The organism is Actinoplanes campanulatus (genome assembly GCF_014647795.1).
Lineage (GTDB): Bacteria > Actinomycetota > Actinomycetes > Mycobacteriales > Micromonosporaceae > Actinoplanes > Actinoplanes campanulatus.
This window is the reverse complement of record NZ_BMPW01000004.1, coordinates 51,808-78,197: the sequence shown is the minus strand read 5'-3', so window position 1 is coordinate 78,197 and position 26,390 is coordinate 51,808. Positions and strand designations below refer to the sequence as shown.

Sequence of the window (26,390 nt, the reverse complement as noted above, 5' to 3'; positions counted from 1 at the left end):
GGGGTACCAGGCTTTGTGGTGGGTGCAGCGGTTCGCGGTTTTGCCGTCGGATCGGAATTCACGGGGTTTGCGGGGAGCAAGATGTCGTCTGTACGGTGGCTGGTGTGGTCGAGACGGTGCGTTACACCTACCGCCTGCGGCCCGGCCGTCAGGCGCAGGCCGCACTGCTCGCCGAGTGGTCCCGCTGCCGCTGGCTGTGGAACGAGGCCGTCCACCAGCAGAAATCCGGCCGCAAGCCGACGTTCGGCAAGCTGTCGAAGCTGCTGACCGAGGCCCGCGCCCGGTTCGCCTGGCTGCGCAACGGTTCGCAGAACGTCCAGCAGCAAACGCTGCGCACCTATGGTTCGGCGTTGAACGCCTCGTTCACCGTGATGGACCGGGGCCGGCCGAAGGTCAAGCTCAAGAGGAACGCGCTGCCGACCTTGGAGTACACCACCAACGGCTTCGCACTGGTCGGCGGCCGGCTGCGGCTTGCCAAGGGCGTGACCATCCCGGTCGTCTGGTCCCGCGAGTTGCCCTCGGACCCCACCTCCGTGCGGGTCTACCAGGACAACCTCGGCCACTGGTATGCGTCCTTCGTCGTCCAGCGCGAGGCTGTCGCGACACCGGGCCCGGATCTGCCGGGCATCGGCGTGGACTGGGGTGTGACCACCACCGCCACCACCACGAACCCGTCTTTCGACCTGCCGCACCTCGGACACCGCCGCCGGTGTGCGGCCGAGCTGGCCAAGGCCCAGCGCACGATGGCCCGCCGCCGCCGGCCGAAAGGCCACAGCCCGTCGAACGGCTATCTGGCGGCGAAGCGGCAGGCCGCCCGGATCGTCAAGAAGGCCGCCCGGCAGAACACCCACGACGCCCGGGTCTGGGCCAAGACCGTCGTCGACCATCACCACCTGATCGCTGTCGAGGATTTCAAACCAAAGTTTCTGACCAAGACCAGCATGGCGCGTAAGGCCGCCGACGCCGCGATCGGCGCCTGCAAACGAGAACTGATCGACCGTGGCACGCGGGCGGGCCGGAAGGTGGTGCTGGTACCGCCCGCCTACACCACCATGACCTGTTCCGGGTGCGGCGAGAGAACCAATCTCCGCCTCGGACTCGGTGTCCGAACCTTCGAGTGCACGGCCTGCGGCTACACCGCAGGTCGTGATCTCAACGCCGCGAGGACGATCCTCGCCACGGCCGAACGCGACCGTGCCGGTGCCGACGACGTCAGACATCGGATCGCCTCCTTCCGGGACGGTGGATCAGATGCGGCCTGAGCTGGGAAATCCCCCGGATTCATCCGTGGGGATGTCGTTAACGGTCTCTCCGTGTGGGCAGTCTTCTCCGGTCAGCGTGGCACAGATACGAGCCCGGGTTCGCCATTCCGCTTGCACCGGCGCACGGCCCGTACGAATGTGGGACCGAGGCAAATCAACCGGGAGGATCGCTCCATGGCGGACGGTTCCGAACAGGCGTTGTTGCAGTTCGGCGGTCTGATCAGGCGGGCGAAGGTCTCGCCGGACGGACGCGCGCTCTACCAGATCGGCGGGCGGGAGGCGGACGCCTTCTACCGCGATCGCTGGTCGTACGACAAGGTGGTGCGCTCCACCCACGGGGTCAACTGCACCGGGTCGTGCTCGTGGAAGGTGTATGTCCGCGACGGCATCATCACCTGGGAGCAGCAGCAGACCGACTACCCGACCGCCGGGCCGGACCGCCCCGAGTACGAGCCACGGGGCTGCCCGCGCGGGGCGGCGTTCTCCTGGTACACCTACTCCCCCACGCGCGTGCGGTACCCGTACGCCCGGGGGGTCCTGATCGAGATGTTCCGGGAGGCGCGGCAGCGGCTCGGCGATCCGGTGGCCGCGTGGGCCGAGATCCAGAACGATCCGGCGAAGCGGCGCGCCTACCAGCGGGCCCGCGGTCAGGGTGGCCTGGTCCGGGTGAACTGGGACGAGGCCCTGGAGATGGCCGCCGCCGCCCACGTGCACGCGATCAAGGAGTACGGGCCGGACCGGATCGCCGGGTTCTCCCCGATTCCGGCCATGTCGATGGTGTCGCACGCGGTCGGCGCCCGGTTCATGAGCCTGATCGGCGCCACCATGCTGTCGTTCTACGACTGGTACGCCGACCTGCCGGTGGCCTCGCCGCAGGTGTTCGGCGACCAGACCGACGTGCCCGAGTCCGGCGACTGGTGGGACGCCTCCTACCTGCTGATGTGGGGCTCCAACATCCCGGTCACCCGGACCCCGGACGCGCACTGGATGGCCGAGGCCCGCTACCGGGGGCAGAAGGTCGTGGTGGTGAGCCCGGACTTCGCCGACAACGTGAAGTTCGCCGACGAGTGGATGCCGGCGCAGCCGGGCACCGACGGGGCGCTGGCCATGGCGATGGGCCACGTGATCCTCAAGGAGTTCTTCGTCGACCGGCGCACCCCGCCGTTCGTCGACTACGTGCGCAGGTACACCGACCTGCCCTACCTGATCACGCTGAGGCGGCGGCCGGACGGCGCCTACCAGCCGGACCGCTTCTACGGTGACGATTTCAAGCCGGTGGTGTGGGATTCGGCCACCGGCGCGCCCGCGGTGCCGCGCGGCAGCCTCGGGCACCGGTTCGGCGACGAGCCCGGTCGGTGGAACCTCGATCTCGGCGACATCGAACCGGCGCTGACCTGCCTGGGCGCGGGCCAGGCGGTGGAGATCCTGCTGCCGCGCTTCGACCTCGACGAGCCGGGCACGGTACGCCGGAGCGTACCCACCCGCATGATCGACGGCCAGCTCGTGACCAGCGTGTTCGACCTGATGCTGGCCCAGTACGGGGTGTCCCGGCCGGGCCTGCCCGGGCAGTGGCCGACCGGCTACGACGACCCGGACGAGCCCTACACGCCGGCGTGGCAGGAGCCGATCACCGGTGTTCCGGCCGCCCAGGTGGCCCGGGTGGCCCGGGAGTTCGCCGACAACGCGGAACGGTCCGGCGGCCGGTCGATGATCCTGCTCGGCGCGGGCGTCAACCAGTGGTTCCACGGCGACACCACCTACCGGGCGATCCTGGCGCTGGTCACCCTGACCGGCTGTCAGGGTGTCAACGGCGGCGGCTGGGCGCACTACGTGGGCCAGGAGAAGTGCCGCCCGGTCACCGGCTGGCAGCAGCTCGCCTTCGCGCTGGACTGGGTGCGGCCGCCGCGGCAGATGATCGGCACCGCGTACTGGTACACGCACACCGACCAGTGGCGGTACGACACGTACACCGCCGACGCGATCGCGTCGCCGACCGGCACCGGTCAGTTCGCCGGACGGCACACCATGGACCTGCTCGCCCAGTCGGCGCGCCTGGGCTGGATGCCGTCGATGCCGACGTTCGACCGCAACCCGCTGGACCTGGCCGACGAGGCCGGCGACGACCCGGGCTCCCACGTGGCGGGCGAGCTGCACTCCGGGCGGCTCGGGTTCGCCTGCGCCGACCCGGACGATCCGAAGAACTGGCCCCGGGTGTTCACCGCCTGGCGGGCCAACATCCTCGGCTCGTCGGCGAAGGGCAACGAGTACTTCCTCAAGCATCTGCTCGGCACCCGCTCGAACCTGCGGGCCGCCGACGTGTCCGGGAAGGGTGAGGCGCCCGAGGGCAAGCTCGACCTGATGCTCAGCCTCGACTTCCGGATGACGTCGACCACGCTGCTGTCCGACATCGTGCTCCCGGCCGCCACCTGGTACGAGAAGCACGACCTGAACACCACGGACATGCACCCGTTCATCCACGCGTTCACCCCGGCGATCAGCCCGCCGTGGCAGACCCGGACCGACTTCGACATCTTCCACGGGCTGGCCCGGCACTTCTCCGCCCTGGCCAAAACCCATCTGGGGGTACGAAAGGACCTGGTGGCCGCGCCGCTGCTGCACGACACGCCGGACGCGATGGCCACCCCGTGCGGGCGGGTCGTCGACTGGCAGGAGACCGGCGAGGTGCCGGTGCCCGGCCGGACCATGCCGAAGATCGTGGTGGTGGAACGCGACTACGGGGCGGTCGCCGACCGGCTGGGCGCGCTCGGACCGCTGCTGGACACGCTCGGCACCACCGTCAAGGGCGTGCACGTCGACGTCAACCCGGAGATCGAGTACCTGCGCCGCAAGAACGGTGTGGTCCTCGGCGACCGGCCGTCACTGCTCAAGGACGTGCACGCGTGCGAGGCGATCCTGGCGCTCTCCGGCACCACCAACGGGCGGGTCGCCACCGAGGGCTTCCACGACGTGGAGAAACGTACCGGGGTGCGGCTCGCCGACCTGGCCGCCGAGCACGAGGGCAAGCAGATCACCTTCGCCGACTGCCAGGCCCGGCCGGTTCCGGTGATCACCAGCCCGGAGTGGTCGGGCAGCGAGACCGGGGGCCGCCGCTACTCGCCGTTCACCATCAACGTGGAGCGGCTCAAACCGTGGCACACGCTGACCGGGCGGCAGCACTTCTTCCTCGACCACGACTGGATGCACGAGGCCGGTGAGGCGCTGCCGATCTTCCGGCCGCCGCTGGACATGCACAAGCTCTTCGGCGAACCGAGGCTCGGGCGCAACGGCGAGCTGGAGATCACCCTGCGCTACCTGACACCGCACTCGAAGTGGTCGATCCACTCCGAGTACCAGGACAACCTGATCATGCTGACGCTGTCCCGGGGCGGGCCGACCATGTGGATGAGCGAGGCGGACGCCGCGAAGATCAAGGTCCGCGACAACGAGTGGATCGAGGCGGTCAACCGCAACGGCGTGGTGGTCTGCCGAGCCGTCGTGACGCACAAGATGCCCGAGGGCACGGTGTACTTCTACCACGCCCAGGAACGGGTGATCGACGTGCCGAAAGCCGAGATCAACGGCCGGCGCGGCGGCATCCACAACTCGCTGACCAGGCTGCTGGTCAAACCCACCCACATCATCGGCGGGTACGCCCAGTTGTCGTTCGCGTTCAACTACCTCGGCCCGACCGGCAACCAGCGCGACGAGGTGACCGTCATCCGCCGCCGGTCGCAGGACGTGGAGTACTGAGATGCGCGTGATGGCCCAGATCGCGATGGTCATGAACCTCGACAAGTGCATCGGCTGCCACACCTGCTCGGTCACCTGCAAGCAGGCGTGGACCAACCGCTCCGGTGTCGAGTACGTGTGGTTCAACAACGTCGAGTCCCGCCCCGGGCAGGGCTATCCGCGCACCTACCAGGACCAGGACCGCTGGCAGGGCGGCTGGGTGCGGACCCGGACCGGGCGGCTCAAGCCCCGCTCCGGCGGCCGGATCAAGAGGCTGTTCAGCATCTTCGCCAACCCGATCCTGCCGCGGATCGGTGACTACTACGAACCGTGGACGTACGACTACGAGAACCTGCTGACCGCCCCGGCCGGCGAGGACCTGCCGGTGGCCCGGCCGAAGTCGCTGCTCACCGGCGAGGACACCAAGGTGACCTGGTCGGCCAACTGGGACGACTCGCTCGGCGGCGGCAACGAGGTCCTCCAGGGCGACCCGATCCTGCGGAAGGTGTCCGACCAGGTCCGCCAGGAGTACGAGAAGGCGTTCCTGTTCTTCCTGCCGCGCATCTGCGAGCACTGCCTCAACCCGTCGTGTGCCGCGTCCTGCCCGTCCGGCGCCATCTACAAGCGGGCCGAGGACGGGATCGTGCTGGTCGACCAGGACCGGTGCCGGGGCTGGCGGATGTGCGTGACCGGCTGCCCGTACAAGAAGGTGTATTTCAACCACCGCACCGGCAAGGCCGAGAAGTGCACGTTCTGCTTCCCGCGGATCGAGATCGGCCAGCCCACCATCTGCTCCGAGACCTGCGTCGGCCGCCTCCGCTACATCGGCCTGATGCTGTACGACGCGGACGCCGTCGCGAAGGCCGCCGCCGTCGAGGACGAGCACGACCTGTACGACGCCCAGCGCTCGGTCTTCCTCGACCCCTGGGATCCGACCGTCGCGAAGGCCGCGCTCGCCGCCGGGATCCCCGAGGACTGGATCGCCGCCGCCCGCCGGTCGCCGGTCTGGGACCTGATCATGAAGTACGAGGTGGCGCTGCCGCTGCATCCGGAGTACCGCACCATGCCGATGGTCTGGTACATCCCGCCGCTGTCGCCGGTCGTCGACGTGCTGCGCGACACCGGCCACGACGGCGAGGACCCGCACAATCTGTTCGGCGCCGTGGACGCGCTGCGCATCCCGATGGAGTACCTGGCCGAGCTGTTCACCGCGGGCGACCCCGCCCCGGTCCGGGAGGCCCTGAACCGGCTCGCCGCGATGCGCGCCTACCAGCGGCGGATCAACCTGGGCGAGAAGCCGGACGGCTCGATCCCGGCGGCCGTCGGGATGACGCCGGAGGAGATGGACGAGATGTACCGGCTGCTGGCGATCGCCAAGTACGAGCAGCGCTACGTCATCCCGTCCGCGCACGCCGAGGACGCCCACCGGCTGGAGGGTCTCGGCGCCGAGTGCTCACTGGACTACGAGGGCGGCCCCGGCATGTACCAGACCGGCCCGTTCGGCGAGGCCTCCGGAACGGCGGTGCCGGTTCAGGTGGAGACCTTCCACATGCTGCAAGACCGGCAGACCGCCGACGAGCCGCGCCGGCTCAACCTGCTGAACTGGGACGGCAAGGGCACCCCGGAGGGCATGTTCCCGCCGCGCGAGGAGGACCGGTCGTGACCGCTCTCGCCGCCCGGGCCGCCTCCCTGCTGCTGCGCTACCCCGACGATCACGTGCTCACCGCCGTACCCCTGATCCTCGACGCCCTGCCGGCGCTGCCCACCCGGATCGCCGGATCACTGCGGCCGGTCGCCGCCCACCGGGCCGGCGGCGAGCCGGGAGCCCTGCGCACCGAATACGTGGACCAGTTCGACTTCCGCCGCCGGTCCAGCCTGCATCTGACCTACTACACCTGCGGTGACACCCGTCGGCGTGGTGAGGCGCTGGCCGGCTTCGCCGCCGCGTTCAAAGCCTCGGGGTACGAGGTGGCCGACGGCGAACTGCCCGACTACCTGCCCGCGGTCCTCGACCTGGCGGCCGCCGACGACACCGGATGGCGGCTGCTGCGGGAGAACCGGGTCGGCCTGGACCTGCTGGCGCAGTCGCTGGAGAAGTCCGTCTACCGGCATGCCGTCGAGGCCGTCCGCGCCCTGCTACCGGCGGCCACGCCCGGGGATCTCGACGCCGCCACCGCCCTGGCCCGTACCGGCCCACCGGCCGAACAGGTGGGCCTGCAACCGTTCGGGAGCAGTCGATGAACACGTTCCTGTGGGTGGTCTTCCCCTACCTGTCGATCGTGGTGCTGGCCGGCGGGACGGTCTGGCGCTACCGGTACGACAAGTTCGGCTGGACCACCCGCTCCTCCCAGCTCTACGAGACGAACTACCTGCGCTGGGGCAGCCCGCTGTTCCACTTCGGAGTGCTGTTCGTGCTGATCGGGCACATCGTCGGCCTGCTCATCCCCAAGTCGTGGACCGAGGCCGTGGGCATCACCGAACACCTCTACCACCTGATGGCCGTCTTCATCGGCACGGTGGCCGGGCTGTGCACGCTGATCGGCATGGCGATCCTCATCCTCCGCCGCCGCCTCACCGGCCCGGTCTTCGCCGCCACCACCAGGAACGACAAGACGATGTACGTGGTGCTGGGCTCGGTGATCCTGCTGGGCCTGTGGGCGACCGTGAAGGCGAACATCACCGGCGGCGGCTACGACTACCGGGAGACCGTGTCGCCGTGGCTGCGCTCGCTGTTCACGCTGCAACCGGACGTCGCCCTGATGACCGCGGTCCCGGCCGGCTTCAAGATTCACATCATCGCCGCGTTCGTGCTGTTCGCGTGCTGGCCGTTCACCCGGCTGGTGCACGCGTTCAGCGCGCCGGTCGGCTACCTCACCCGCCCGTACGTGGTCTATCGCTACCGTGACCCGCACGGTGGCCTGCGGCCCACCCGTCCCGGCTGGGAGCCGCCCCGCTGAGTGCGGCCCCACCAGGCCACCCTCGGGCAAAACTGGAACGATTCCAGAAAAGCGGGTTAAGGTCGTGGCATGACGTCCGACCTCGAGGCGCAGCTGCGGGCCGTCTCGCTGCGGGTGACCCGGCCACGCCTGGCCGTGCTCGCCACGCTGCGCGACCACCCGCACGTCGACACCGACACGGTGATCGAGCTGGTGCGAGCGGATCTCCCGTCGGTCTCCCACCAGGCGGTTTACGATGTCCTGCGAGCGCTCACCGACACCGGCCTGATCCGGCGCATCCAGCCCGCCGGCGCGACCGCCCGCTACGAGACCCGGGTGCGCGACAACCATCATCACGTCGTGTGCCGCGGCTGCGGCACGATCGCCGACGTCGACTGCGCGGTCGGACACGCCCCCTGCCTCACCGCCTCCGGCGATCACGGGTTCGTGGTCGAGGAGGCGGAGGTCGTCTACTGGGGCACCTGCCCCGACTGCGTGACCAAACGTTCGGAAGAAGGTAGCTGATGAGCGACATCCAAGATCCGAAGCAGAGCGGCTGTCCGGTCGCGCACGACTCCGTGACCGCGCACGGCAGCGAGAGCGAGAACCCGGCGATCGGCTCGCCGACCCCGAAGACCGGTGGCCGTCCGCGCGGCAACCGGGACTGGTGGCCCAACCAGCTCGACCTGTCGGTGCTGCACTCCCACTCGTCGAAGAGCAACCCGCTCGGCACGGACTTCGACTACGCCAAGGAGTTCGAGAAGCTCGACGTGGCGGCTCTCAAGGCCGACATCGTCACGGTTCTCACCACCTCGCAGGACTGGTGGCCGGCCGACTTCGGCCACTACGGCGGCCTGATGATCCGGCTCAGCTGGCACGCCGCCGGCACCTACCGGATCCACGACGGCCGCGGCGGCGCCGGTGACGGCGGGCAGCGGTTCGCCCCGCTCAACAGCTGGCCGGACAACGCCAACCTGGACAAGGCCCGCCGTCTGCTCTGGCCGGTCAAGGCCAAGTACGGGCAGAAGGTCTCCTGGGCCGACCTGCTGGTGCTGGCCGGCAACGTGGCCCTGGAGTCGATGGGCTTCAAGACGTTCGGCTTCGGCTTCGGCCGCCAGGACGTGTGGGAGCCGGAGGAGATCTTCTGGGGCCCGGAGGACACCTGGCTCGGCGACGCGCGGTACGTGTCCGAGAAGACCATGTCCGAGGGCGTCGGCGCCACCGAGATGGGCCTCATCTACGTCAACCCGGAGGGCCCGCGCGGCAACGCCGACCCCGTCGCCGCGGCGCACTTCATCCGGGAGACGTTCGCCCGGATGGCGATGAACGACGAGGAGACCGTGGCGCTGATCGCTGGCGGCCACACCTTCGGCAAGACCCACGGCGCGGGCGTCGCCGACGACCACGTGGGCGCCGAGCCGGAGGGCGCGCCGCTCGAGGCGCAGGGCCTGGGCTGGCTGAGCACGCACGGCACCGGCAAGGGCGCCGACACGATCACCAGTGGGCTCGAGGTCACCTGGACCGACCGGCCGACCCAGTGGAGCAACCGCTTCTTCGAGATCCTTTTCGGGTACGAGTGGGAGCTCACCACCAGCCCCGGCGGCGCCAAGCAGTGGGTCGCCAAGGACGCCGAGGCGATCATCCCGGACGCCCACGACCCGTCGAAGAAGCACAAGCCGACGATGCTGACGACCGACCTGTCGCTGCGCCTGGACCCGGCGTACGAGAAGATCTCCCGCCGCTTCCTGGCGAACCCCGACGAGTTCGCCCTCGCCTTCGCCAAGGCGTGGTACAAGCTGCTGCACCGTGACATGGGCCCGGTCGACCGCTTCCTCGGCCCGTGGGTGCCCGAGGCGCAGCTGTGGCAGGACCCGGTGCCGGCCGTCGACCACCCGCTGGTCTCGGCCACTGATGTCGATGCCCTGAAGTCCAAGATCCTCGAATCCGGCCTGACCACCGACCAGCTCGTGTCGGCCGCCTGGGCGTCGGCCGCGACCTTCCGGTCCACCGACAAGCGCGGCGGCGCCAACGGCGCCCGGATCCGCCTGGAACCGCAGCGCGGCTGGGAGGTCAACCAGCCGGTCATCCCGGTGATCGACGCGCTGGAGAAGATCCGGCAGGAGTTCAACGCGTCGTCCGGTGGCGCGAAGATCTCGCTGGCCGACCTGATCGTGCTGGCCGGCAACGCCGGCGTGGAGAAGGCCGCCGCCGACGCCGGGCACCCGGTGACCGTGCCGTTCCACCCGGGCCGCACCGACGCCACGCAGGAGCAGACCGACGTCGAGTCGTTCAAGGTCCTGGAGCCGCGGGCCGACGGTTTCCGCAACTATCTGCGGCCGGGCGAGAAGACCCAGCCCGAGGTGCTGCTCGTCGACCGGGCGTACATGCTGAACCTCACCGCGCCGGAGATGACCGTCCTGGTCGGCGGCCTGCGCGCGCTGGCCGGCGGCGTTCTCACCAACGAGTTCTTCGTCAACCTGCTCTCCCCGGGCACCCGGTGGAAGGCGTCGGAGTCCCAGGAGCACGTGTACGAGGTCCAGGACGTGACCACCGGCGAGGTCAAGTGGACCGCCACCGTGGTCGACCTGATCTTCGGCTCGAACTCGCAGCTGCGCGCCCTCTCCGAGGTCTACGCCAGCGCCGACGCCCGCGAGAAGTTCGTCAAGGACTTCGTCGCCGCATGGGTCAAGGTCATGGAGCTGGACCGCTTCGACCTGCGCTGATCCGCCTCAGTGAACCCCGGCCGGTCCGCACGACCGGCCGGGGGTTCTACTCCGGGTCGCCGATGGCGATCACGATCGCGCCGAGCCGTTGCTCGATCTCCACCCGGCGGTGTGCCTCGGCCGCCTCCGCCATCGGGTAGACCCGGTCGACGATCGGCCGCACGGCCCCGGCCTCGATCATCTCGGCGAGGTCGGCCAGATCCTCCCGGCTCTCCGGCGCGAACGTGACGATCACGCTCCGGCTGGTCAGCCCTCGGCTCAGCACCGACAGCCGCGGGTTGCCGTTGAGATAGCGGCCACCCGGTTCGAGCATGCCGATCAGCCGGCCGTGCGAACTTCCGGCGACCATGTCGAAGACGACGTCGAACCGGCGGCCCGTGGTCGTCACGTCGACCGTGGTGTAGTCGATGAAGTCACTCGCTCCGAGGCTCCGGACGAACTCCTCCTTGATCGCATGATCGACCGCGGTGACATGCGCCCCCATCGAGCGGGCGATCTGGACGGCGTGCGCGCCGATGCTGCCGCCCGCGCCGTTGATCAGCACCCGCTCCCCCGGCTCGATGCCGGCTCGCCGCATGAAGTGCAGCGCGTTGAGCCCGCCGAGCGGAACGGCGGCCGCCTCCGCGAACGTCATGGTCCGTGGCTTGGGCGCGATCGCGGCGTCCTCGGGAACGACGACGTACTCGCCGTACCCACCCAGCCGCAGTCCGGAGCCGCCGTAGACCGGGTCACCGGCGGCGAACCGGGTGACCCGCCCACCCACCGACACCACCTCACCGGCGAAGTAGCCGCCCAGGATGTGCCGGCGTGGCCTCCGGATGCCGACCGCGATCCGCAGGGGAAGCCAGAACCACTTCACCGCGAACCGGAAGGCCCTGAGCTCGCAGTCGGATTTGGTGGCCTCGGCCGCCCGCACCCTGATCAGGATCTCCCGTTCGCCGGGAACCGGTGCGGGCACCTCGGTCAGATGTAGAACGTCCGGTTCCCCGTAGCGGGTGTAGACGACGGCCTTCACTCCGCCATCCGATCCGCCTGGGGTCGCGCTGTCAACAGCATTCGGCACACTTAGCTGATTGACATTGGTTGATATCCCGACACATTGACGTAATACTTGCCGGGAGCGCTCCCATTCCCCCGAAAGCCGAAGAATGGAGGACGTAACGTGCCCCGACACGAGTCCCGTCGATCCACCCGCCGGTCCCTCCAGGTGCTGCTCGTCGCGCTCGCCACGATGATCAGCATGCTGCCCTGGACCGGAGCGGCCCAGGCGCACGGCACCATCATCAGCCCGCAAACCCGCGCCTATCAGTGCTGGAAGACCTGGGGCAGCCAGCACACCAACCCGGCCATGCAGACCCAGGACCCGATGTGCTACCAGGCGTTCCAGGCCAACCCGGACACCATGTGGAACTGGATGAGCGCGCTGCGGGACGGGCTCGGCGGCCAGTTCCAGGCCCGCACCCCCGACGGTCAGCTGTGCAGCAACGGGCTGGCCCGCAACGACAGCCTGAACCGGACGGGCGCCTGGAAGGTCACCAACGTCAGCCGCAACATGACCGTCCAGTTGTACGACCAGGCGAGCCACGGCGCCGACTACTTCCGTGTCTACGTGAGCAAGCAGGGGTTCAACCCGGCCACCCAGAGCCTCGGCTGGGGGAACCTCGACTTCATCACGCAGACCGGCAGGTACGCCCCGGCACAGAACATCTCGTTCAACATCACCACCTCGGGTTACACCGGGCACCACATCCTCTTCGTCATCTGGCAGGCCTCGCACCTCGACCAGGCCTACATGTGGTGCAGCGACGTCAACTTCGCCTGACCGTCACGACCCATCCGGCCCGGGACGCCCCCTCCCGGGCCGGGCACTCCCCCCGAGGTGAATCTCATGAGGACCCGCTACATAGGGGCCGCGGTGGCGCTGCTGACGGCGGCGGCCGGGGCGGTCGCGCTGTCCCGTTCCGGCACTTCGTCACTGCAAGATCAAATAATGACCCGGATGCGTACGTCACTCGAACAGTCCAGCCCGGAACAGCACCAGCACGCCGGCCACGGCGCCCAGGCGGCGAACGCGGCGGTCATCTGCGGAGTCCGCGTCTACGGCTACGAGCCCGCCGAGGCCGGCACGCTCACCGACGTCACGGCGGTCTACGGCTTCCACCTGTGCGGGGTCGCCGAACAGCAGCGTCCGTGGGACGTGGCGGTCAAACTCGCCGGCCCGGTCATCCTGAACATGTCCAGCGACCCGCCCGGCATCCAGGTGGTCGAGGCCACCGCCGAGGTCAAGTACGTCGACCGGCTGCGGCAGATGTTTCCGTCGCCGTACGCCGAAATGGCTTTGAAAGAGGCCTTGTCCACCGAGGAGATGGCCGACCTGCGCGGCCGCTACGACGCGGCCGCCGGCCTGTGAAGCACGTGGACGACCTCCTCCAGGGAGCCGACGACCACGTCGGCCCCGGTTAGGCCGGACGGATCCGGCGCGAGGCCCACGACGAAGGCGCCGGCGGCCCTACCCGCGGCGACACCCGTCGGCGAGTTCGTCGCGTCGCGCCTCGGACAGGCGGCCATCGGTGTCGTTCAGGTACCGGAAGACACCCGGCCCACGACGCTCGGCGGGCAGGTCCGGCATGCGCGGCACAATGTGGAAGTGCACGTGGGCGAAGCCCTCCTTCTCGGCGAACTGCACCACGTACGTCTTGACACAGCCGGTGACGGCCCGCAGCGCACGCGAGAGCCGCACCTGCCAGAGCCCGAGCGTGCTCGCCTCGTCGTCGGTCAGCTCCGCGATCGAGGTCACGTGACGCCGCGGAACCAGGACGAGCCACCCGGGCAGACTGCTGTTGAAGTCGTGCGCCACCCGCCAGAACCGGTCCGCGGCCACCCGCTCCCGGGGCGGCAGTCGATCGAAGCCCTCGTTGTTGCGGCAGGCATGACAGTCCACCGCCGCAGATTACCGGCCGCTCACCAGCCCGGCGCGGGGTCGATCTCCGGGGCGCCCTTCGGCCAGTCGTCGCCCGGTTCGTAGGGCCCCCGCACGACGGCCAGCGACCATCGCTGAGCACCATCGGGCTCGACCGTGACGGCCACCGGCCAGGATTTCTCCGGTGAGCTGGCACTATGGAGCCTGGTGACGCCATCACAGGTGCTCGTGGCCTTGGCGGTTTCGCCGCCCAGGCCGGTGCCGACGATCAATTCGCCGCCACCGGTACATCGGTACCGGATCGTGAGGTCGCCCTGATCGCCCGGCACACCCAACGACGCCCGCCAACGACCGGTGCGCCCGACGAGCCGGGCAACGATCTGCGGATCTGCCGGTTCCGCGAGGACCAGCACAGACGGCGAGGGCGAGGTGACGACGGGTACCGCCGCCGGCTCACGATCGCTGCCACAGGCGGCGAGAGAAACGACGGCCAAGGCGCAAACTACCGCTGATCCCCTCAAAACCACTTTTCCATTCCCACCGTACGCGCACCGCAGCCGTACCTGATCTTGCTCCTGGTCCGCAGCACGCTACCCGACCACGAGATACCGCCCAACGGGAAGTCACCCTGCACGTCCTGGACCATCTTGGTGGGCTCTCGCGGGTCAACCCCCCGCGGGAGATCCTCGACGTGGATCGCCAAGACACACAACCCCTTGAGCACGCAGCTCGTCGGTCAACCTCCGGCCCTGCTCCGGCGTCACGGTGGACCAGCCCGCGACGTCACCAGGAGTGCCTACTCCGCGGCTATGAAAGTGACGGCTTCGACTGCCTTATCCGATCCAAGATTGTTACTCGCGACTTTATCATCTCCGACTGAGTGAAGTGAAATGAGTGTTTTTGTGCGAATACGCCTCCGAGGTAACAGCATTGCCCGCCTAATGCATTATGGGAGTCGGCAGCGCATGTAACCAATCCTTCGAATGGAGTGGAATTGATCGAGAATGCCGTTCCAGAAAAAGATGTAGTTCTGGCCGAGTTTAATGCTCTGCGGGCAGAGATCATCGCTCGACAGGCAAGCGCACAGGGCCTCCTGTCGATACAACTCACCGCGGCAGGGGCGCTGTTCAGCCTCGCGCTCTCAGGGACCGGGCGGGCTGCCGTGCTCCTGGTCCTTCCCCTGATCACCTACATGCTCGCTGGACGTGCCGTCGCGCACAGCTATGCGTGCCTCAGCATCGGCACCTACATCCGCACCCAGTTGAGCCCTCGCGTATCAGGTGGACTTGGTTGGGAACAATGGATCCGATCGCATCGTTCCAGCCCGAAACAGTATCGCGGCCTTGATCCACAGCTGATTTCGTTTCCAGGGATCAGCATACTGGCGCTGCTGGGATCATTTCCTTATCTGGCGAGCCAAAAATTGTCCGTCACGGCGGTGATATTGTGGACGGCATGGCTGATAGGCGCAGTACTTGCCGGATCATCGGCCCGTCTCGTCTGGAAGATTCGCAGCGACTCTTTCCTGCTGCTCGGACCGGCTCCAGCGGTCGGGCATGGACCCGACGAAACTCCCTGATATCGGCATGCTCGAAATCTGGTCGTGGGGATGGCTAGATCTCTTGGCCGGTCAGGCGCTCGGCGATGAAGGTTCGCCACCCGATGATCGCCGCGGGGTGGTGCCGACGTGGCGGCCAGGCTCGGTGACCAGGCACCTCCTGATGGATCGGATCAGGTTGAACGGCTCCCGCTGCCCGTCGACGGGGAAGACCTCGTCGTCCGGGAGGTGGAACAACAGCGGGGCGGTGCTGCGGGCCGCGTCCGCAGCAGCACGGGCAGGCGCCGCCGTGGGACGGTTGGCCTGTCTCGGCATGTCCATGAAGGCGCGGTACGGCCGGCCGAGCTGAAGACCCGAGACCCGTAGGCGCGGCGGTCCTCGGGCCATCGGGCATCGATCTCCTGTGCTACGGCCGTGCAGTCGGGGCAGTCCTCATCGCGGCCGCCCCACATGCCGAACTGGGAACCCTCCAGGTTCCCTACCTCGCTGGCCGCAGCCCTCAACGCCCCCTTCGCCGTCGATCACGAGGGCCATGATTTCGAGCCGTTCGATGAATTCGACTCGGCGGAGGACATCACCGACTGGTGGCAGGCGTGGACGGGCAACGAAGACGCCGGCTAGCCGCCCCTACGGTTCTTCGGCTCGGACGGCTCGGGCGGCCAAGCGACCATCTGGCTGCGCGACTCGAACAGGTCGATCGAGGCGCAGCCGGTCGTGTTCCTCGGATCCGAGGGCCAACTGGCCGTACTCGCCCGGAATCTCGGCGACTACCTGTGGCTGCTTGCTAACGGCGTCGGACCGCTGGAGCCGGTCGGTGGGCTGAATCGCGAGCCGCACCCGATTCCCGCGCTCGTCGCTCTCGCGCCCGGCGAGCCGCGTTCCACCGAGGCCATCCTCGCCGATGCCGAGAACCTGCTTGAGGACCTGGAGGAGTTCGTCGAGGAGGCCTGTAACGGCCCCTTCGACGACGACGGCGAGCCGATCTGACTCACCCTGCCGGTCACCCCGCCGAAAGCCTGACGTCGCCACGAACCAGGTCGATGCAACGCCAAAGGTGACCACGGCGGCGGTTTGCCGGGTGAGCACGATGCGGGCGGAGGTGGGACGAGCGCGCGTGGCCCCGCACGAGCGGACGCGACGACCGATATCGTGTCCGGCTGCCCGACGGAAGGCTGACTGCATTGAGCACCGACCGTGTCCACCTGCCCGATTTCCGGCTGCTCACCTGGGATGACGTCGACCCCGCCGCGCGACCCGATTTCGACCCGGCAGCTGTGGCCGCGCTGGTGCGGTCGTTGCCGCCCGCCGCTGAGATCCCGCCGGCCGGCATCGGACCCGCTGCGGCGCCGCCTCCTCGAGGCCGGCGCGTGCACCTGCCCGAACTGGTGCGGCGACCGGATCCCGTTCCGGCATCAGACGGAGCAGAGGTAGCAATCCCACCAGGTTGCGGGGTGGTGTTTGGATCGGTGGGGTGGCCACCGAGATCCTGATCGCCGAGGACAACCCCAAGCAGGCCGAGCTTGCCGCCGCCTATCTGCGGCGGGAAGGGCACCGGGTCACGCTGGTCGGGGACGGGCCCGCGGTCTTCGAGGCGTGCCGGCAGCGGCGGCCGGATCTCGTGGTGCTCGATGTGATGATGCCGGCGCTCGACGGGGTCACGGTCTGCCGGGTGCTGCGCGCCGAGTCGGACGTTCCGATTCTCATGCTGACGGCCCGGGCCGCCGAGGACGACATTCTGCGTGGCCTGGACGCCGGGGCCGACGACTATCTGACCAAACCGTACAGTCCGCGTGAGCTGGCGGCCCGGGTGCGGGCTCTGCTGCGCCGGTCGGGGGCGCTGCGGGACCGGGATCAGCCGGTGCTGCGTACCGGGGATCTGGAAGTCGACGTGGGGCGGTTCGAGGTTCGGGTCGGCGGGCGGCCGATCGTGCTCACCGCCAAGGAGTTCGGGATCATCGAGGTGCTGGCCGGGGCGCCGGGGCGGGTATTCACCCGTGGCGAGATCCTGGCGAAGGCGTTCGGTTTCGACCGGTACGTTCTGGAGCGCACGGTCGACGCGCACGTGCGCAATCTGCGGCGCAAGCTCGGCGACGACCCGGACGATCCACGGTACGTGCAGACCGTCTACGGGCGCGGCTACCGGCTGGCGGCCGAGCCGTGAGTTTCCGGATCCGCGTCTTCCTGCTGGTCGCCGTCGTCGGGCTGGGCGCTACCGGGCTGACCGTGGCGCTGACCTGGTGGCAGGCCCGCGACCAGGTGGGCGAGGCGGCGTCGGCGTCCCGGGAGACGACCGAGACGATCCGCGGCGAGTTGCGGGCGCAGGCGCTGCGCAACGGCACTTGGGAGGGGGTGGACCAGACCCTGAAGCGGTTGCGGGCGCAGACCGGGCAGCGGATCCGGCTGGTCGACCCGTACGGCAATGCGGTGGCCGATACCGATCACATGGACGGTCGCGCCGCCCGGCCGCCCGGCCCGGTCGCGGTGATCGTCGACCCGTTGCCCACGCTGGTGCTGCCGGACGGCGGTGACGAGCGGATGGCGACGCTCACGGCCATCGGCGTGTACCGGGAGGAGACGGTGCGGTCGGCGTGCCTGTTCCGGGCCGGCTATACGCCGCTGGGCATGGTGGGCGCGGACGGCGTACCCCGTCATGGTCTTTCCGGTGTTGATCCGGACACTCTCGACGTCTGCCGGCCCGGGCCCTTCCCGGAGGGGACGCGGGAGGCGGACCGTCTCGAGGTGGGGCAGTGTGCCGAGGCCGGCTGCCTGCGGGAGGCGTTCCGGCGGCGGATCACCGACTCGGAGGTGGCCCCGCCGACGCTGTTGCTGACGATCGGCGCCGCCAACGAGCCGGTACGGGCGCTGGACACCGGCCCGGTCCTGCTGATCACCGTGGTGGTGGCGGCGCTGGCGGTCGGCGGCGCGCTGCTGATCAGCCGGCGGGTGCTGCGCCCGATCGGCACGCTGACCGCGGCGGCCCGCCGGCTCGCCGACGGCGACCGGGCCGGGCGGGTGCCCGACGACGGCCGCGACGAGATCGGCGAGCTGGCGCGGGCCTTCAATCAGATGACCGATTCGGTACGGGCTGCGGAGGAGGATCAGCGGCGGCTCATCGCGGATGTGGCGCACGAGTTGCGTACCCCGCTGGCGAATCTGCGCGGTTACCTGGAGGCGATCCAGGACGGGGTGATCGAGCCGACGCCGGAGGTGTTCGCGTCCCTGCACGACGAGGTGATCCTCAACCAGCGGATCGTCGACGACCTCCAGGAGTTGGCGCTGGCCGAGGCCGGGGCGCTTGTCTACCACCGGGAGCCGACCGATCTGGCCGAGCTGATGGAGACGGCCCGGACCGCGCACCGGCCGGCCGCCGACGCGGTGGGCGTCCGGCTCACGGTCGAGTCGGACGGCCCGGTGTTCGCCGACGCGGACGCCGACCGGATCCGGCAGATCGTCGGGAATCTGGTCGGCAACGCGTTACGCGCCACCGCGTCCGGCGGCTCGGTCACCCTGCGCGCGCACGCCCGCGGCGACCGGGCGGTGCTCCAGGTGACCGACACCGGGGTCGGGATCGCACCGGAGCACCTGCCGCTGGTCTTCGACCGGCTGTGGCGGGCCGACCCGGCGCGCGGCCGGGGCACCGGCGGCAGCGGGCTGGGGCTCGCCATCGTCCGGCAGATAGTCCACGATCACGGCGGTGAGGTGAGTGCCCGCAGCACCGAGGGTGCGGGCACCACCTTCGAGGTTTCGCTGCCGTTGACCGGTGACCGTGTCAGCGGCGCCGCGCCGATCCGGTGACGGCGTCCTCCGCCGCGCCGTCACGCTGAGATGGCACCACCCGGCGACGACCGAGCAGGCCGGCGAAGAGCTCCTCCCACCGCGCGACGACCACCGGCATCTCGTAGCCGGAGGCGGTCGTCCGTGCGGCGGCGCCCATCCGTTCCCGCTCGGCGGGGGCCTCGATCAGCCGGGACAGGCCGACGGCCAGGCCGGGCACGTCCTTGGGCGGGATGAGCAGCCCGTTCACCTCGTCGTCGACCACGTCGGCCGGGCCGGTCGGGCAGTCGAACGACACCACCGGCAGTCCGGCGCTCATGGCTTCGAGCAGCACCATCGGCAGGCCCTCCTTGCGGGAGGAGAGCGCGAAGATCGACGCCTTGGCGAACTCGGCGTCCAGGGTGCGGGTCACGCCGCGCAGCCGGACGACGTCGCCGAGGCCGCGTTCGGCGATCCGGGCGGTGAGCCGGTCCCGTGCCTGGCCCGCGCCGAAGATGTCCAGCCGCCAGTCCGGGTGCTGCTCGTGGACCAGGGCGAAGGCGTCGATCAGCATGTCGAAGCCTTTCTGCCGGCCCAGGCGCCCGGCGGCGATCACGGTCCGGGTGCGGTCCGGCTCGGCCGTCGAGGTCCGTGGCGGAATGCCGTTGGGGATCCGGAAAAGCTGCGCCCCGTCACCGAGTGCCTCCCGGTAGGTGGCCAGGTCGGCGCGGGTGAGCACGGTGACGGCGTCCAGGCGCGGGTAGGCGCGGACGATCCGCTTCTGCAGGCCCTTGCGGTAGCTGCTGAAGTTCATGTGGTCCTGGCCGATCCGGATCAGCCGGCTCGGCGCGAACCAGGCGGACAGCAGGTTGAGCGCCGGCCGGGTGCTGAAGAGGACCCCGTCCTTCTGGGCCCGCATGTACCGGATGATCCGCATGTCGACCATCGGGTCCCAGCGGTGGTAGCGGAAGTCCCGGCCGTGCGGCAGCGGGTTGCGCAGGACCCGGGTCCGGCGCAGCAGCCGGCGGGGCGGGCCGTTCCACCTCGTGCCGTCGGTGCGCAGGTCGGTCAGCGAGACCAGCCGCACCCGTGGGTCCAGCGTGAAGGCTGGAGTCTCCGCGGTGCGGTACACACTGGCGATCTCGACGTCGTGGGTGGCGCACAACGCGTTGGCCTGGTTGAAGACCGTACGGATCGTTCCCCCGACACCGTACGCGTTGTGTATGAGATACCTGATATTCACCCGCACAACCTAGGAGGCCGCGTCAATCGAAGATCTGCGGTTATCGTGATCCACATGGAACGACGGCACCCCACCCTGGCCGATGTGGCGCGCGTCGCAGGCGTGTCGAAGGCCACCGCCTCGCGCGCCATCAACGGAGCGTACGGCACCTCGCCGACGGTCCGTGATCATGTGCGTTCGGTGGCGGCCCGGCTCGGTTTCGCGCCGCACGTGGCGGCTCGCGCCCTGGCCACCGGGCGCGGCGGCCCGCACCGGCGGGACCGCATCGAGGTGCTGATCGTCGACCCGGATCCGGCCGCGATGAGCGCCAAACCCTTCTACGGGCGGGTGCTGGCCGGCGCGATGCGCGCGCTCGGCGGTGAGAATCTTTCCTTGGAGGTACGCCGGGTGGCCGCCGCCCCCTCCGATGAGGACGACGCGCCGTTCGGCCGTCTGCTGATCAACCTGCCCGGCGCGGCCGGCGCCGCCCTGGCCCGCCGGTCGCGGACCGTGGCGCTGGGCCGCTCCGCGCCGGGGGTGGTGTTCGTGGCGCCCGACAACGACAGTGGCGGGAGCCAGGCGGCCGCCCATCTGGTCGCCACCGGCCGGGCCAGGATCGGGGCGGTGTTCGGCCCGTCCACGCCGTGCGCCGACGAGCGCAGGGCCAAGTTCCTGCGGGTGATGGCCGGCGCGGGCCTGTCGGTGGCGGCGGTGGACGGCGATTTCACCCGGTCCACCGCCTACGCCGCCACCCGGGAGCTGCTGAGACGTGAACCGGAGCTCGACGCGGTGTTCGCGGCCTGCGACGTGACGGCGATGGGCGTGTTGCGGGCGCTGCGCGAGACCGGCCGCCGGGTGCCGCACGACGTGGCGGTCGTCGGTTTCGACGGCAGCGCCCTGGCCGAGGCCGCCGACCTGTCGTCGGTCTACATGCCGGTCGAGGAGGAGGCCGCGTCGGCGGTCCGCCGTCTGCTCGATCCGGCTCTGCCCCCGGCCGGCCGGCTGCCCACCACGCTGACTGTCCGCGGCTCCAGCTGACCGGTCAGCGTCCGATCTTGTCCAGCTCGGCGAGGTCCTCGGCGGAGAGGGTGAGGTTCGCGCCGGTGATGTTCTCGCGCAGGTGGATTCGGGAGGACGTGCCGGGGATCAGCAGGATGTTGGGTGAGCGGCGCAGCAGCCAGGCCAGCGCCACCGAGATCGGCGGCGATTCGAGGCGGGCGGCCACCGCGGACAACGCCGACGACTGCAGCGGGCTGAATCCGCCGAGTGGGAAGAACGGCACGTAGGCGACGCCCTGGTGGGATAGCTCGTCGATGAGTTCGTCGTCCGCGCGGTGGGCGAGGTTGTAGAGGTTCTGCACGGACACGATCGGTGCGATCGCCTGCGCCTCGATCACCTGTTCCGGTGTCGCGTTGCTGAGCCCGAGGTGGCGGATCAGGCCCTGCCGCTGGAGTTCGGCGAGGGTCTCGAACGCTTGCGCCACCGGCTCGGGGCGGGGTCCCGCGGCGTCGCCGAGGCGCAGATTGACCACGTCGAGCACGTCGACGCCGAGGTCTTCGAGGTTCTCGTGCACCGCTCGGCGCAGGCTGCCGGGGTCGCGGGCCGGGGGCCAGCCACCCTGCTGGTCCCGCTCGGCGCCGACCTTGGTGACGATGCGCAGCGAGTCCGGGTACGGATGCAGCGCCGCGCGGATCAGCCGGTTGGTGACGCGCGGCCCGTAGGCGCCGGCGGTGTCGATGTGGGTGATGCCGAGTTCGGCGACGTCACGGAGCACGGCGAGAGCGTTGCCGGGGTCCGCGGGCGGTCCCATCACTCCCGGTCCGGCGAGCTGCATGGCGCCGTAGCCGAACCGGGTGACGGTCAGGTCCCCCAGCGTCCAGAAGCCGCCGGGAAGAGGGGTGGAGCCGTGTTGATCACTCATGGACTCCACTATCGAGGGGTAGCTTTCCATCAGGAAGTAGGCACCTGAAGGTGCGTAACGTGGGGAGAAGTGCGTGGCGACGACGACGGCGGCGCAGAAGCGGGCGGCCGCGAAGATGGAGTACAACGCTTTCGTGGCGCAATGCCCCAGCCGTGAGCTGCTCGACCGGATCGCGGACAAGTGGGTCGTGCTGGTCCTGGCCGCGCTTCGCAGCGACTGCGCCGGTGAGCCGCGACCGCTGCGGTATTCGGAGCTGTCCCGCACCCTGGCCGGTGTCAGCCAGAAGATGCTGACGCAGACCCTGCGCGCCCTGGAACGCGACGGTCTGGTCACCCGGACGGTGACGCCGACCGTGCCGGTCACGGTCACCTACGAGCTGACCGATCTGGGTCTCTCGCTGCACCGGACGATCCAGGGCCTGAAGGCCTGGGCCGAGACGCACATCGACGCTGTGCTCGCCAACCGGGAGTCCTACGACGGACACACTGCCTGAGGCGATTCTCGACCGGGTCGCCTCAGCGGGTACGGCGAGAATGCACCAGCAGGAGCCAGCCCAGGTAGATGCCGCCGACCCCGGCGGTCACGACGCCGACCGGGAGTTCGCTGGGGGCGGCCGCCCGCCGGGCGATCAGGTCGCTGGCGACCAGCAGCAACGCGCCCATGAGGCCCGCCGCGGTCAGCCCAGCACCGGGTGAGCGGGTGAGCCGGCGGGCCAGCTGCGGCCCGGCCAGGGCGACGAAGCCGATCGGCCCGGTGGAGGCGGTGGCGATCGCGGTGAGCCCGACCGCGACCACGACCAGCCCGAGACGGGCCCGTTCCAGCGGTACGCCGAGGGCCGCGGCCGCGTCGTCGCCGAGTTCGAGCATCGGCAGGTAGCGGGACAGGATCACGGTGATCGGGATGAGCAGCAGCAGCCCGAACCCGACCAGCTGCACGTCACCCCACCGGCGTTCGAAGAGGCTGCCGACGATCCACACCGTGGCGGCCCGGGCGTCGCGCAGGTCGGCCCGGCTGACCAGGTAGTTGATGATCGCGATGAAGATCGCGCTGACGCCGATGCCGACGAGCACGAGCCGCAGCCCGTTGACGCCGTTGCGGTAGGCGAGCACATACACCGCGATAGCCGCGACCAGCCCGCCGACGAAGGCGCCGGTGGCGGTGAGCAGCGCGCCACCGCCGTAGAAGAGGATGACCAGAATGGCCCCCACCGACGCGCCGTAGCCGAAGCCGATGACGTCGGGGCTGCCCAGCGGGTTGTGGGTGAGCCGCTGGAAGATCGCGCCACTGACCCCGAAGGCGATGCCGGCGACCACGGCCACCAGGGCGCGCGGCAGCCGCCGCTGGACGACGAACAGCTCGGCGAGCCGGCTGCCCTCCCCCTGCAACGACTTGATCACCTCGGGGAACGGCACCGGGTAGTCGCCGACGCTCAGCGACACCAGCACCAGCCCGGCGGTGACCAGGATCAGAATCAGACAGACCACGAGGGTACGGGGTTCGATGCGGAACGAGACGCGGTCGGCGGCGAGGCGGACGTCCTTGATCGAGCGGGCCGGCGAGAGCGTCCTCACAGCGGCACCACCTGACGGCGACGGACCAGGGCGATGAGGACGGGCGCGCCGATCAGGGCGGTGACGATGCCGGCCTCCAGTTCGCTCGGGGTGATCACGACCCGACCCACCACGTCCGCGCCGAGCAGCAGGACCGGGGCGAGCAGCATGGCGTAGGGCAGCACCCACCGCAGGTCGGCGCCGATCAGGGCGCGGGCCGCGTGCGGGACGGCCAGCCCGATGAAGGCGAACGGACCGGCGGCGGCCGTCGCGGCCCCACAGAGCAGGGTGACGGTGGCGGCGGAGGCGAGCCGGGTGCCGGCCAGGTTCACGCCGAGGGCCCGGCCGGTGTCCTCACCGAGCGACAGCGCGTTGAGCGGGCGGCTCAGCAGCAGGGCGATGACGATGCCGACGACCAGGAACGGCAGCACGTCGAGCAGCACCGACTGATCCCGCCCGGAGAGGCCGCCGACGATCCAGAACCGGAACTGGTCGAGGGCTTTCGCGTCGAGCATCTGCACCCCGTAGGTGTAGGCGACCAGGACCGCGCCGATCGACGTGCCGGCCAGGGCGAGCCGGACCGGTCCGCCGGGCCCCTTGCCACCGCCGCCGAGCAGGTAGACCACGACGGTGGCGGCGGCCGCTCCGGCGAAGGCGAACCACACGTACCCGGAGGCGGTGGTGATGCCGAAGAAGCTGATCGCGGTGACCACCGCGGCGGCCGCGCCGGAGTTGACGCCGAGCAGGCCGGGGTCGGCGAGCGGGTTGCGGGTGAGCGCCTGCATGACCGCGCCGGCCAGGCCGAGGGCCATGCCGATCAGAAGCCCGAGGATGGTACGGGGTACGCGCTGGGTGGTGACGATGACGGCCTCGGGCGACCCGTCGGAGTGCCACAGCGCGTCGACGACCGTGGAGAACGGGATGGCGCGGGCGCCCACGGCGAGGCTGAGCAGCACGGCGAGCGCCAGTAGAGCGAGGCAGAGCAGCAGGCCCGCGATCCGGCGGGGCAGGGAGTTCGTCACGCGGCGGTCCGGTCCAGGGTGGTGAGTGCGGTGAACAGGCGGGCGTAGTTCGGGTAGGAGAACGCGTGCCAGGTGTCGTCCCACGGGTGGGCGCGGAAGCCGGGCGGGATCTCCCCATTGACGAAGATCATGTCCGCTCGCGCGGCGGCCCACGGCACCGGGGTGCCATGCGGCCCGTCGTCGGGGGTGCGCTCGCCGAGGACTCGCGACCCCAACTCCTGGAGCGTCACCAGCCAGGGGTAGCGGGACGGATCCAGGATCGACAGTCGCGCGCCCCGCGCGTACCCGAAAATGATCGTGCGGCCCTTCAGCGCCGCGCTGACCTGGAGCTTCGCGGCCTGATAGGAATCGGTCGCCGGAGGCGAAGCACCGAGGGCGACCGCGAGCCGGGCCGTCTCGGCGAGCAGGTCGTCGAGCGACTGGCCGCGCTCCTTGAGCGGCAGAACGACCGTCGGGAAACCGTGCTCGCGGGCGAAACGGTCGACCACCAGGTCGGGCCGGGACGCGGCGAGCATGCCCGGGTCGATGGCGGGATCCCCGGGAGTGTCCAGCCGGGCCACTCCGTCCGGCGCGAACCCGGCGGCGGCGAAACAGACGTCACCGCCGGGATCCGGACCGAGGGCCGCCGCGACGGGACGGATCCCGGCGGCGGCCAGCGTCGAGGCGGCGAGCAGCTCGGCGACGGCGACGCGCCGTGGCCGTTCCGGAAGGGAGAGGGTGACCCCGCGCCCGTCCGTGTAGTGCCAGCCGTCCCGACGATCCCGCATCAGACGCGTCAGCCCTTGAGGGTCTTCACGATGTCGTCGAGGACGATGCCCGCCGCGATCGGGCCACCGCGCGAGGTCCACGGCACACCGTCGACCGCGACTACCTTGTTCGCCTTGACCGCGCCGAGCTGGTTCCAGGAGGCGTTGGCCTTGGCCTGCTCGAGGGCGGCGGCGCCGTCGTTGTTCAGGGTGCCGAGGAAGATGTAGTCGGCGTCGAGGACGTCGAGCTTCTCCAGGCTGACCGGGTCGGACGGGCCGGTGCCCTCGGTGAGCTGGGCGTCCGGGCGCTTGAGGCCGAGTTCCTCCACGATGGTGCTGGAGAAGTGCTGCTTCTGCAGGTAGGACGGGCCCTGCGGGTTCCAGCGGACGAGGCTGACCTTGGCGGCGCCGTTCGCGGCGATGGCGGCCTTGGTGTCGGCGACCTTCTTGTCGTAGGCGGCGAGCACCTCGGTGGCCTTGGCCTCCAGGTTGAGCGCGTTCGCGACGCCCTTGAGGCTGTCCTTCCAGGTGCTGTCGACCATGCTGGTGATGACGGTCGGCGCGATCGCGTTGAGGTCCTTGATCTGCGCCGGGTCCGGGTCGAGGAAGTGTCCGTAGAGGATCAGGTCGGGCTTCGGGTCCAGCGTGGCGATCGCCTCGATGTTCGGCTCGACGATCTCGCCGACCAGCTTGACGTTGGGCAGCTGCGGCGCGAGGTAGCCGGCGACCGAGTCACCCTGGCGGGACTTGCTGGCGCCGATCGGGGTGACGCCGAGCGCGAGGGCCGCGTCCAGGTCGGTCTCGGCGAGGGCCACGATGTTCTTCGGGGCCGACGGGACGGTCACCTTCGCGCCGGAGGCGTCGGTGATCTCGCGGGTGGTGGAGGCGGGGGCGGCGCTCGCGCCGGAGCCGGCCGGCTCGGCCTCGGAGGAGCAGGCGCCGAGGGCGGCGGCCACCGTGGCCGCGGCCAGGAGCGCACCCATGCGCTGGGTGAAGCGGGACATCATGAACTCCCGGGGAGCAGTCGGAATCAGACGGCTAGGCCGCG

At 70.0% G+C, this 26,390-nt stretch carries 26 protein-coding genes; 16 read left to right on the top strand and 10 right to left on the bottom strand.

Going from position 1 to position 26,390, the window contains the following annotated elements; translation table 11 throughout:
• Nucleotides 1–104: 104 nt before the first annotated feature.
• The 7 genes from IEZ13_RS09230 (at nt 105) to katG (ending at nt 10,650) form a co-directional block, all read left to right on the top strand.
• A complete protein-coding gene (locus tag IEZ13_RS09230; RefSeq protein WP_183220293.1) occupies nt 105–1,262 on the top strand; it encodes an RNA-guided endonuclease InsQ/TnpB family protein in 1,158 nt (385 codons plus the stop codon).
• Nucleotides 1,263–1,436: 174 nt separating this feature from the next.
• Nucleotides 1,437–5,012 carry a nitrate reductase subunit alpha gene (locus IEZ13_RS09225; protein ID WP_183220291.1) on the top strand — a complete coding sequence of 1,192 codons (3,576 nt, stop codon included), beginning with the start codon at nt 1,437–1,439 and terminating at the stop codon, nt 5,010–5,012.
• A gap of 1 nt (nt 5,013) precedes the next feature.
• The gene (narH, locus tag IEZ13_RS09220) at nt 5,014–6,654 is read left to right on the top strand and encodes a nitrate reductase subunit beta (RefSeq protein WP_183220289.1); all 1,641 of its coding nucleotides are present in this window, start codon (nt 5,014–5,016) and stop codon (nt 6,652–6,654) included.
• A complete protein-coding gene (narJ, locus tag IEZ13_RS09215) occupies nt 6,651–7,232 on the top strand; it encodes a nitrate reductase molybdenum cofactor assembly chaperone (protein ID WP_183220287.1) in 582 nt (193 codons plus the stop codon). The genes narH and narJ overlap by 4 nt, the downstream gene beginning before the upstream one ends.
• The gene (gene narI, locus IEZ13_RS09210) at nt 7,229–7,948 is read left to right on the top strand and encodes a respiratory nitrate reductase subunit gamma (protein ID WP_183220285.1); all 720 of its coding nucleotides are present in this window, start codon (nt 7,229–7,231) and stop codon (nt 7,946–7,948) included. Before narJ ends, narI begins: the two co-directional genes overlap by 4 nt.
• Before the next feature lie 69 nt (nt 7,949–8,017).
• Entirely contained in the window at nt 8,018–8,452 is a 435-nt protein-coding gene (locus tag IEZ13_RS09205) for a Fur family transcriptional regulator (protein ID WP_183220283.1), read from the top strand.
• Entirely contained in the window at nt 8,452–10,650 is a 2,199-nt protein-coding gene (gene katG / locus IEZ13_RS09200) for a catalase/peroxidase HPI (protein ID WP_183220281.1), read from the top strand. The genes IEZ13_RS09205 and katG overlap by 1 nt, the downstream gene beginning before the upstream one ends.
• A gap of 46 nt (nt 10,651–10,696) precedes the next feature.
• Here the strand turns inward: katG and IEZ13_RS09195 are convergent, their stop codons facing one another.
• Nucleotides 10,697–11,665, bottom strand: coding sequence for an NAD(P)-dependent alcohol dehydrogenase (locus tag IEZ13_RS09195; RefSeq protein WP_183220279.1), 969 nt, complete (start codon nt 11,663–11,665; stop codon nt 10,697–10,699).
• A gap of 147 nt (nt 11,666–11,812) precedes the next feature.
• On the opposite strand from IEZ13_RS09195, the gene IEZ13_RS09190 reads away from it, so the two are divergent.
• Together IEZ13_RS09190 and IEZ13_RS09185 are read left to right on the top strand one after the other, a co-directional pair.
• The gene (locus tag IEZ13_RS09190) at nt 11,813–12,472 is read left to right on the top strand and encodes a lytic polysaccharide monooxygenase auxiliary activity family 9 protein (protein WP_229794570.1); all 660 of its coding nucleotides are present in this window, start codon (nt 11,813–11,815) and stop codon (nt 12,470–12,472) included.
• A 66-nt stretch (nt 12,473–12,538) separates the two neighbouring features.
• On the top strand, nt 12,539–13,060 hold the full coding sequence (locus IEZ13_RS09185) for a hypothetical protein (protein WP_183220277.1): 522 nt from the start codon (nt 12,539–12,541) through the stop codon (nt 13,058–13,060).
• A 99-nt stretch (nt 13,061–13,159) separates the two neighbouring features.
• On the opposite strand, the gene IEZ13_RS09180 is transcribed toward IEZ13_RS09185, so the two are convergent.
• On the bottom strand, nt 13,160–13,591 hold the full coding sequence (locus tag IEZ13_RS09180) for an HIT family protein (RefSeq protein ID WP_183220275.1): 432 nt from the start codon (nt 13,589–13,591) through the stop codon (nt 13,160–13,162).
• Nucleotides 13,592–13,611: 20 nt separating this feature from the next.
• The gene (locus tag IEZ13_RS09175; protein ID WP_183220273.1) at nt 13,612–14,064 is read right to left on the bottom strand and encodes a hypothetical protein; all 453 of its coding nucleotides are present in this window, start codon (nt 14,062–14,064) and stop codon (nt 13,612–13,614) included.
• A 500-nt stretch (nt 14,065–14,564) separates the two neighbouring features.
• On the opposite strand from IEZ13_RS09175, the gene IEZ13_RS09170 reads away from it, so the two are divergent.
• Complete coding sequence (locus IEZ13_RS09170) at nt 14,565–15,149, top strand: hypothetical protein (RefSeq protein ID WP_183220271.1); 585 nt, start codon at nt 14,565–14,567, stop codon at nt 15,147–15,149.
• Nucleotides 15,150–15,200: 51 nt separating this feature from the next.
• Here IEZ13_RS09170 and IEZ13_RS09165 read toward each other — a convergent pair whose 3' ends face one another.
• On the bottom strand, nt 15,201–15,449 hold the full coding sequence (locus tag IEZ13_RS09165; protein ID WP_183220269.1) for a hypothetical protein: 249 nt from the start codon (nt 15,447–15,449) through the stop codon (nt 15,201–15,203).
• Between the two features lie 129 nt (nt 15,450–15,578).
• Here IEZ13_RS09165 and IEZ13_RS09160 point away from each other — a divergent pair, with 129 nt between their 5' ends.
• From IEZ13_RS09160 to IEZ13_RS09145, 4 genes are all read left to right on the top strand, one after another.
• Nucleotides 15,579–15,749 carry a hypothetical protein gene (locus IEZ13_RS09160; RefSeq protein WP_183220267.1) on the top strand — a complete coding sequence of 57 codons (171 nt, stop codon included), beginning with the start codon at nt 15,579–15,581 and terminating at the stop codon, nt 15,747–15,749.
• A gap of 93 nt (nt 15,750–15,842) precedes the next feature.
• Entirely contained in the window at nt 15,843–16,115 is a 273-nt protein-coding gene (locus tag IEZ13_RS09155; protein WP_183220266.1) for a hypothetical protein, read from the top strand.
• 484 nt (nt 16,116–16,599) lie between these two features.
• Nucleotides 16,600–17,289 (top strand): response regulator transcription factor, encoded by a 690-nt coding sequence (locus IEZ13_RS09150; protein WP_183220263.1) that lies wholly within the window; start codon nt 16,600–16,602, stop codon nt 17,287–17,289.
• The gene (locus IEZ13_RS09145; protein WP_183220261.1) at nt 17,286–18,923 is read left to right on the top strand and encodes a sensor histidine kinase; all 1,638 of its coding nucleotides are present in this window, start codon (nt 17,286–17,288) and stop codon (nt 18,921–18,923) included. Before IEZ13_RS09150 ends, IEZ13_RS09145 begins: the two co-directional genes overlap by 4 nt.
• Here IEZ13_RS09145 and IEZ13_RS09140 read toward each other — a convergent pair.
• Entirely contained in the window at nt 18,898–20,124 is a 1,227-nt protein-coding gene (locus IEZ13_RS09140; RefSeq protein WP_183220259.1) for a glycosyltransferase family 4 protein, read from the bottom strand. The genes IEZ13_RS09145 and IEZ13_RS09140 overlap by 26 nt on opposite strands.
• Before the next feature lie 54 nt (nt 20,125–20,178).
• Between IEZ13_RS09140 and IEZ13_RS09135 the strand changes: the two genes are divergently transcribed.
• Nucleotides 20,179–21,141 carry a LacI family DNA-binding transcriptional regulator gene (locus IEZ13_RS09135; protein WP_183220257.1) on the top strand — a complete coding sequence of 321 codons (963 nt, stop codon included), beginning with the start codon at nt 20,179–20,181 and terminating at the stop codon, nt 21,139–21,141.
• Nucleotides 21,142–21,145: 4 nt separating this feature from the next.
• Here the strand turns inward: IEZ13_RS09135 and IEZ13_RS09130 are convergent, their stop codons facing one another.
• Nucleotides 21,146–22,024 carry an oxidoreductase gene (locus tag IEZ13_RS09130; protein WP_183220256.1) on the bottom strand — a complete coding sequence of 293 codons (879 nt, stop codon included), beginning with the start codon at nt 22,022–22,024 and terminating at the stop codon, nt 21,146–21,148.
• Nucleotides 22,025–22,097: 73 nt separating this feature from the next.
• Here IEZ13_RS09130 and IEZ13_RS09125 point away from each other — a divergent pair, with 73 nt between their 5' ends.
• Entirely contained in the window at nt 22,098–22,517 is a 420-nt protein-coding gene (locus tag IEZ13_RS09125) for a winged helix-turn-helix transcriptional regulator (RefSeq protein ID WP_183220254.1), read from the top strand.
• A 22-nt stretch (nt 22,518–22,539) separates the two neighbouring features.
• On the opposite strand, the gene IEZ13_RS09120 is transcribed toward IEZ13_RS09125, so the two are convergent.
• The 4 genes from IEZ13_RS09120 to IEZ13_RS09105 are packed head-to-tail and all read right to left on the bottom strand — an operon-like array spanning nt 22,540 to nt 26,346.
• Nucleotides 22,540–23,595, bottom strand: coding sequence for a FecCD family ABC transporter permease (locus tag IEZ13_RS09120; RefSeq protein ID WP_183220252.1), 1,056 nt, complete (start codon nt 23,593–23,595; stop codon nt 22,540–22,542).
• On the bottom strand, nt 23,592–24,596 hold the full coding sequence (locus IEZ13_RS09115; RefSeq protein ID WP_229794569.1) for a FecCD family ABC transporter permease: 1,005 nt from the start codon (nt 24,594–24,596) through the stop codon (nt 23,592–23,594). The genes IEZ13_RS09120 and IEZ13_RS09115 overlap by 4 nt, the downstream gene beginning before the upstream one ends.
• Nucleotides 24,593–25,363, bottom strand: coding sequence for an ABC transporter substrate-binding protein (locus IEZ13_RS09110; protein ID WP_183220250.1), 771 nt, complete (start codon nt 25,361–25,363; stop codon nt 24,593–24,595). Before IEZ13_RS09110 ends, IEZ13_RS09115 begins: the two co-directional genes overlap by 4 nt.
• Nucleotides 25,364–25,371: 8 nt before the next feature.
• Nucleotides 25,372–26,346, bottom strand: coding sequence for an ABC transporter substrate-binding protein (locus IEZ13_RS09105; RefSeq protein ID WP_183220249.1), 975 nt, complete (start codon nt 26,344–26,346; stop codon nt 25,372–25,374).
• Nucleotides 26,347–26,390: the final 44 nt, after the last annotated feature.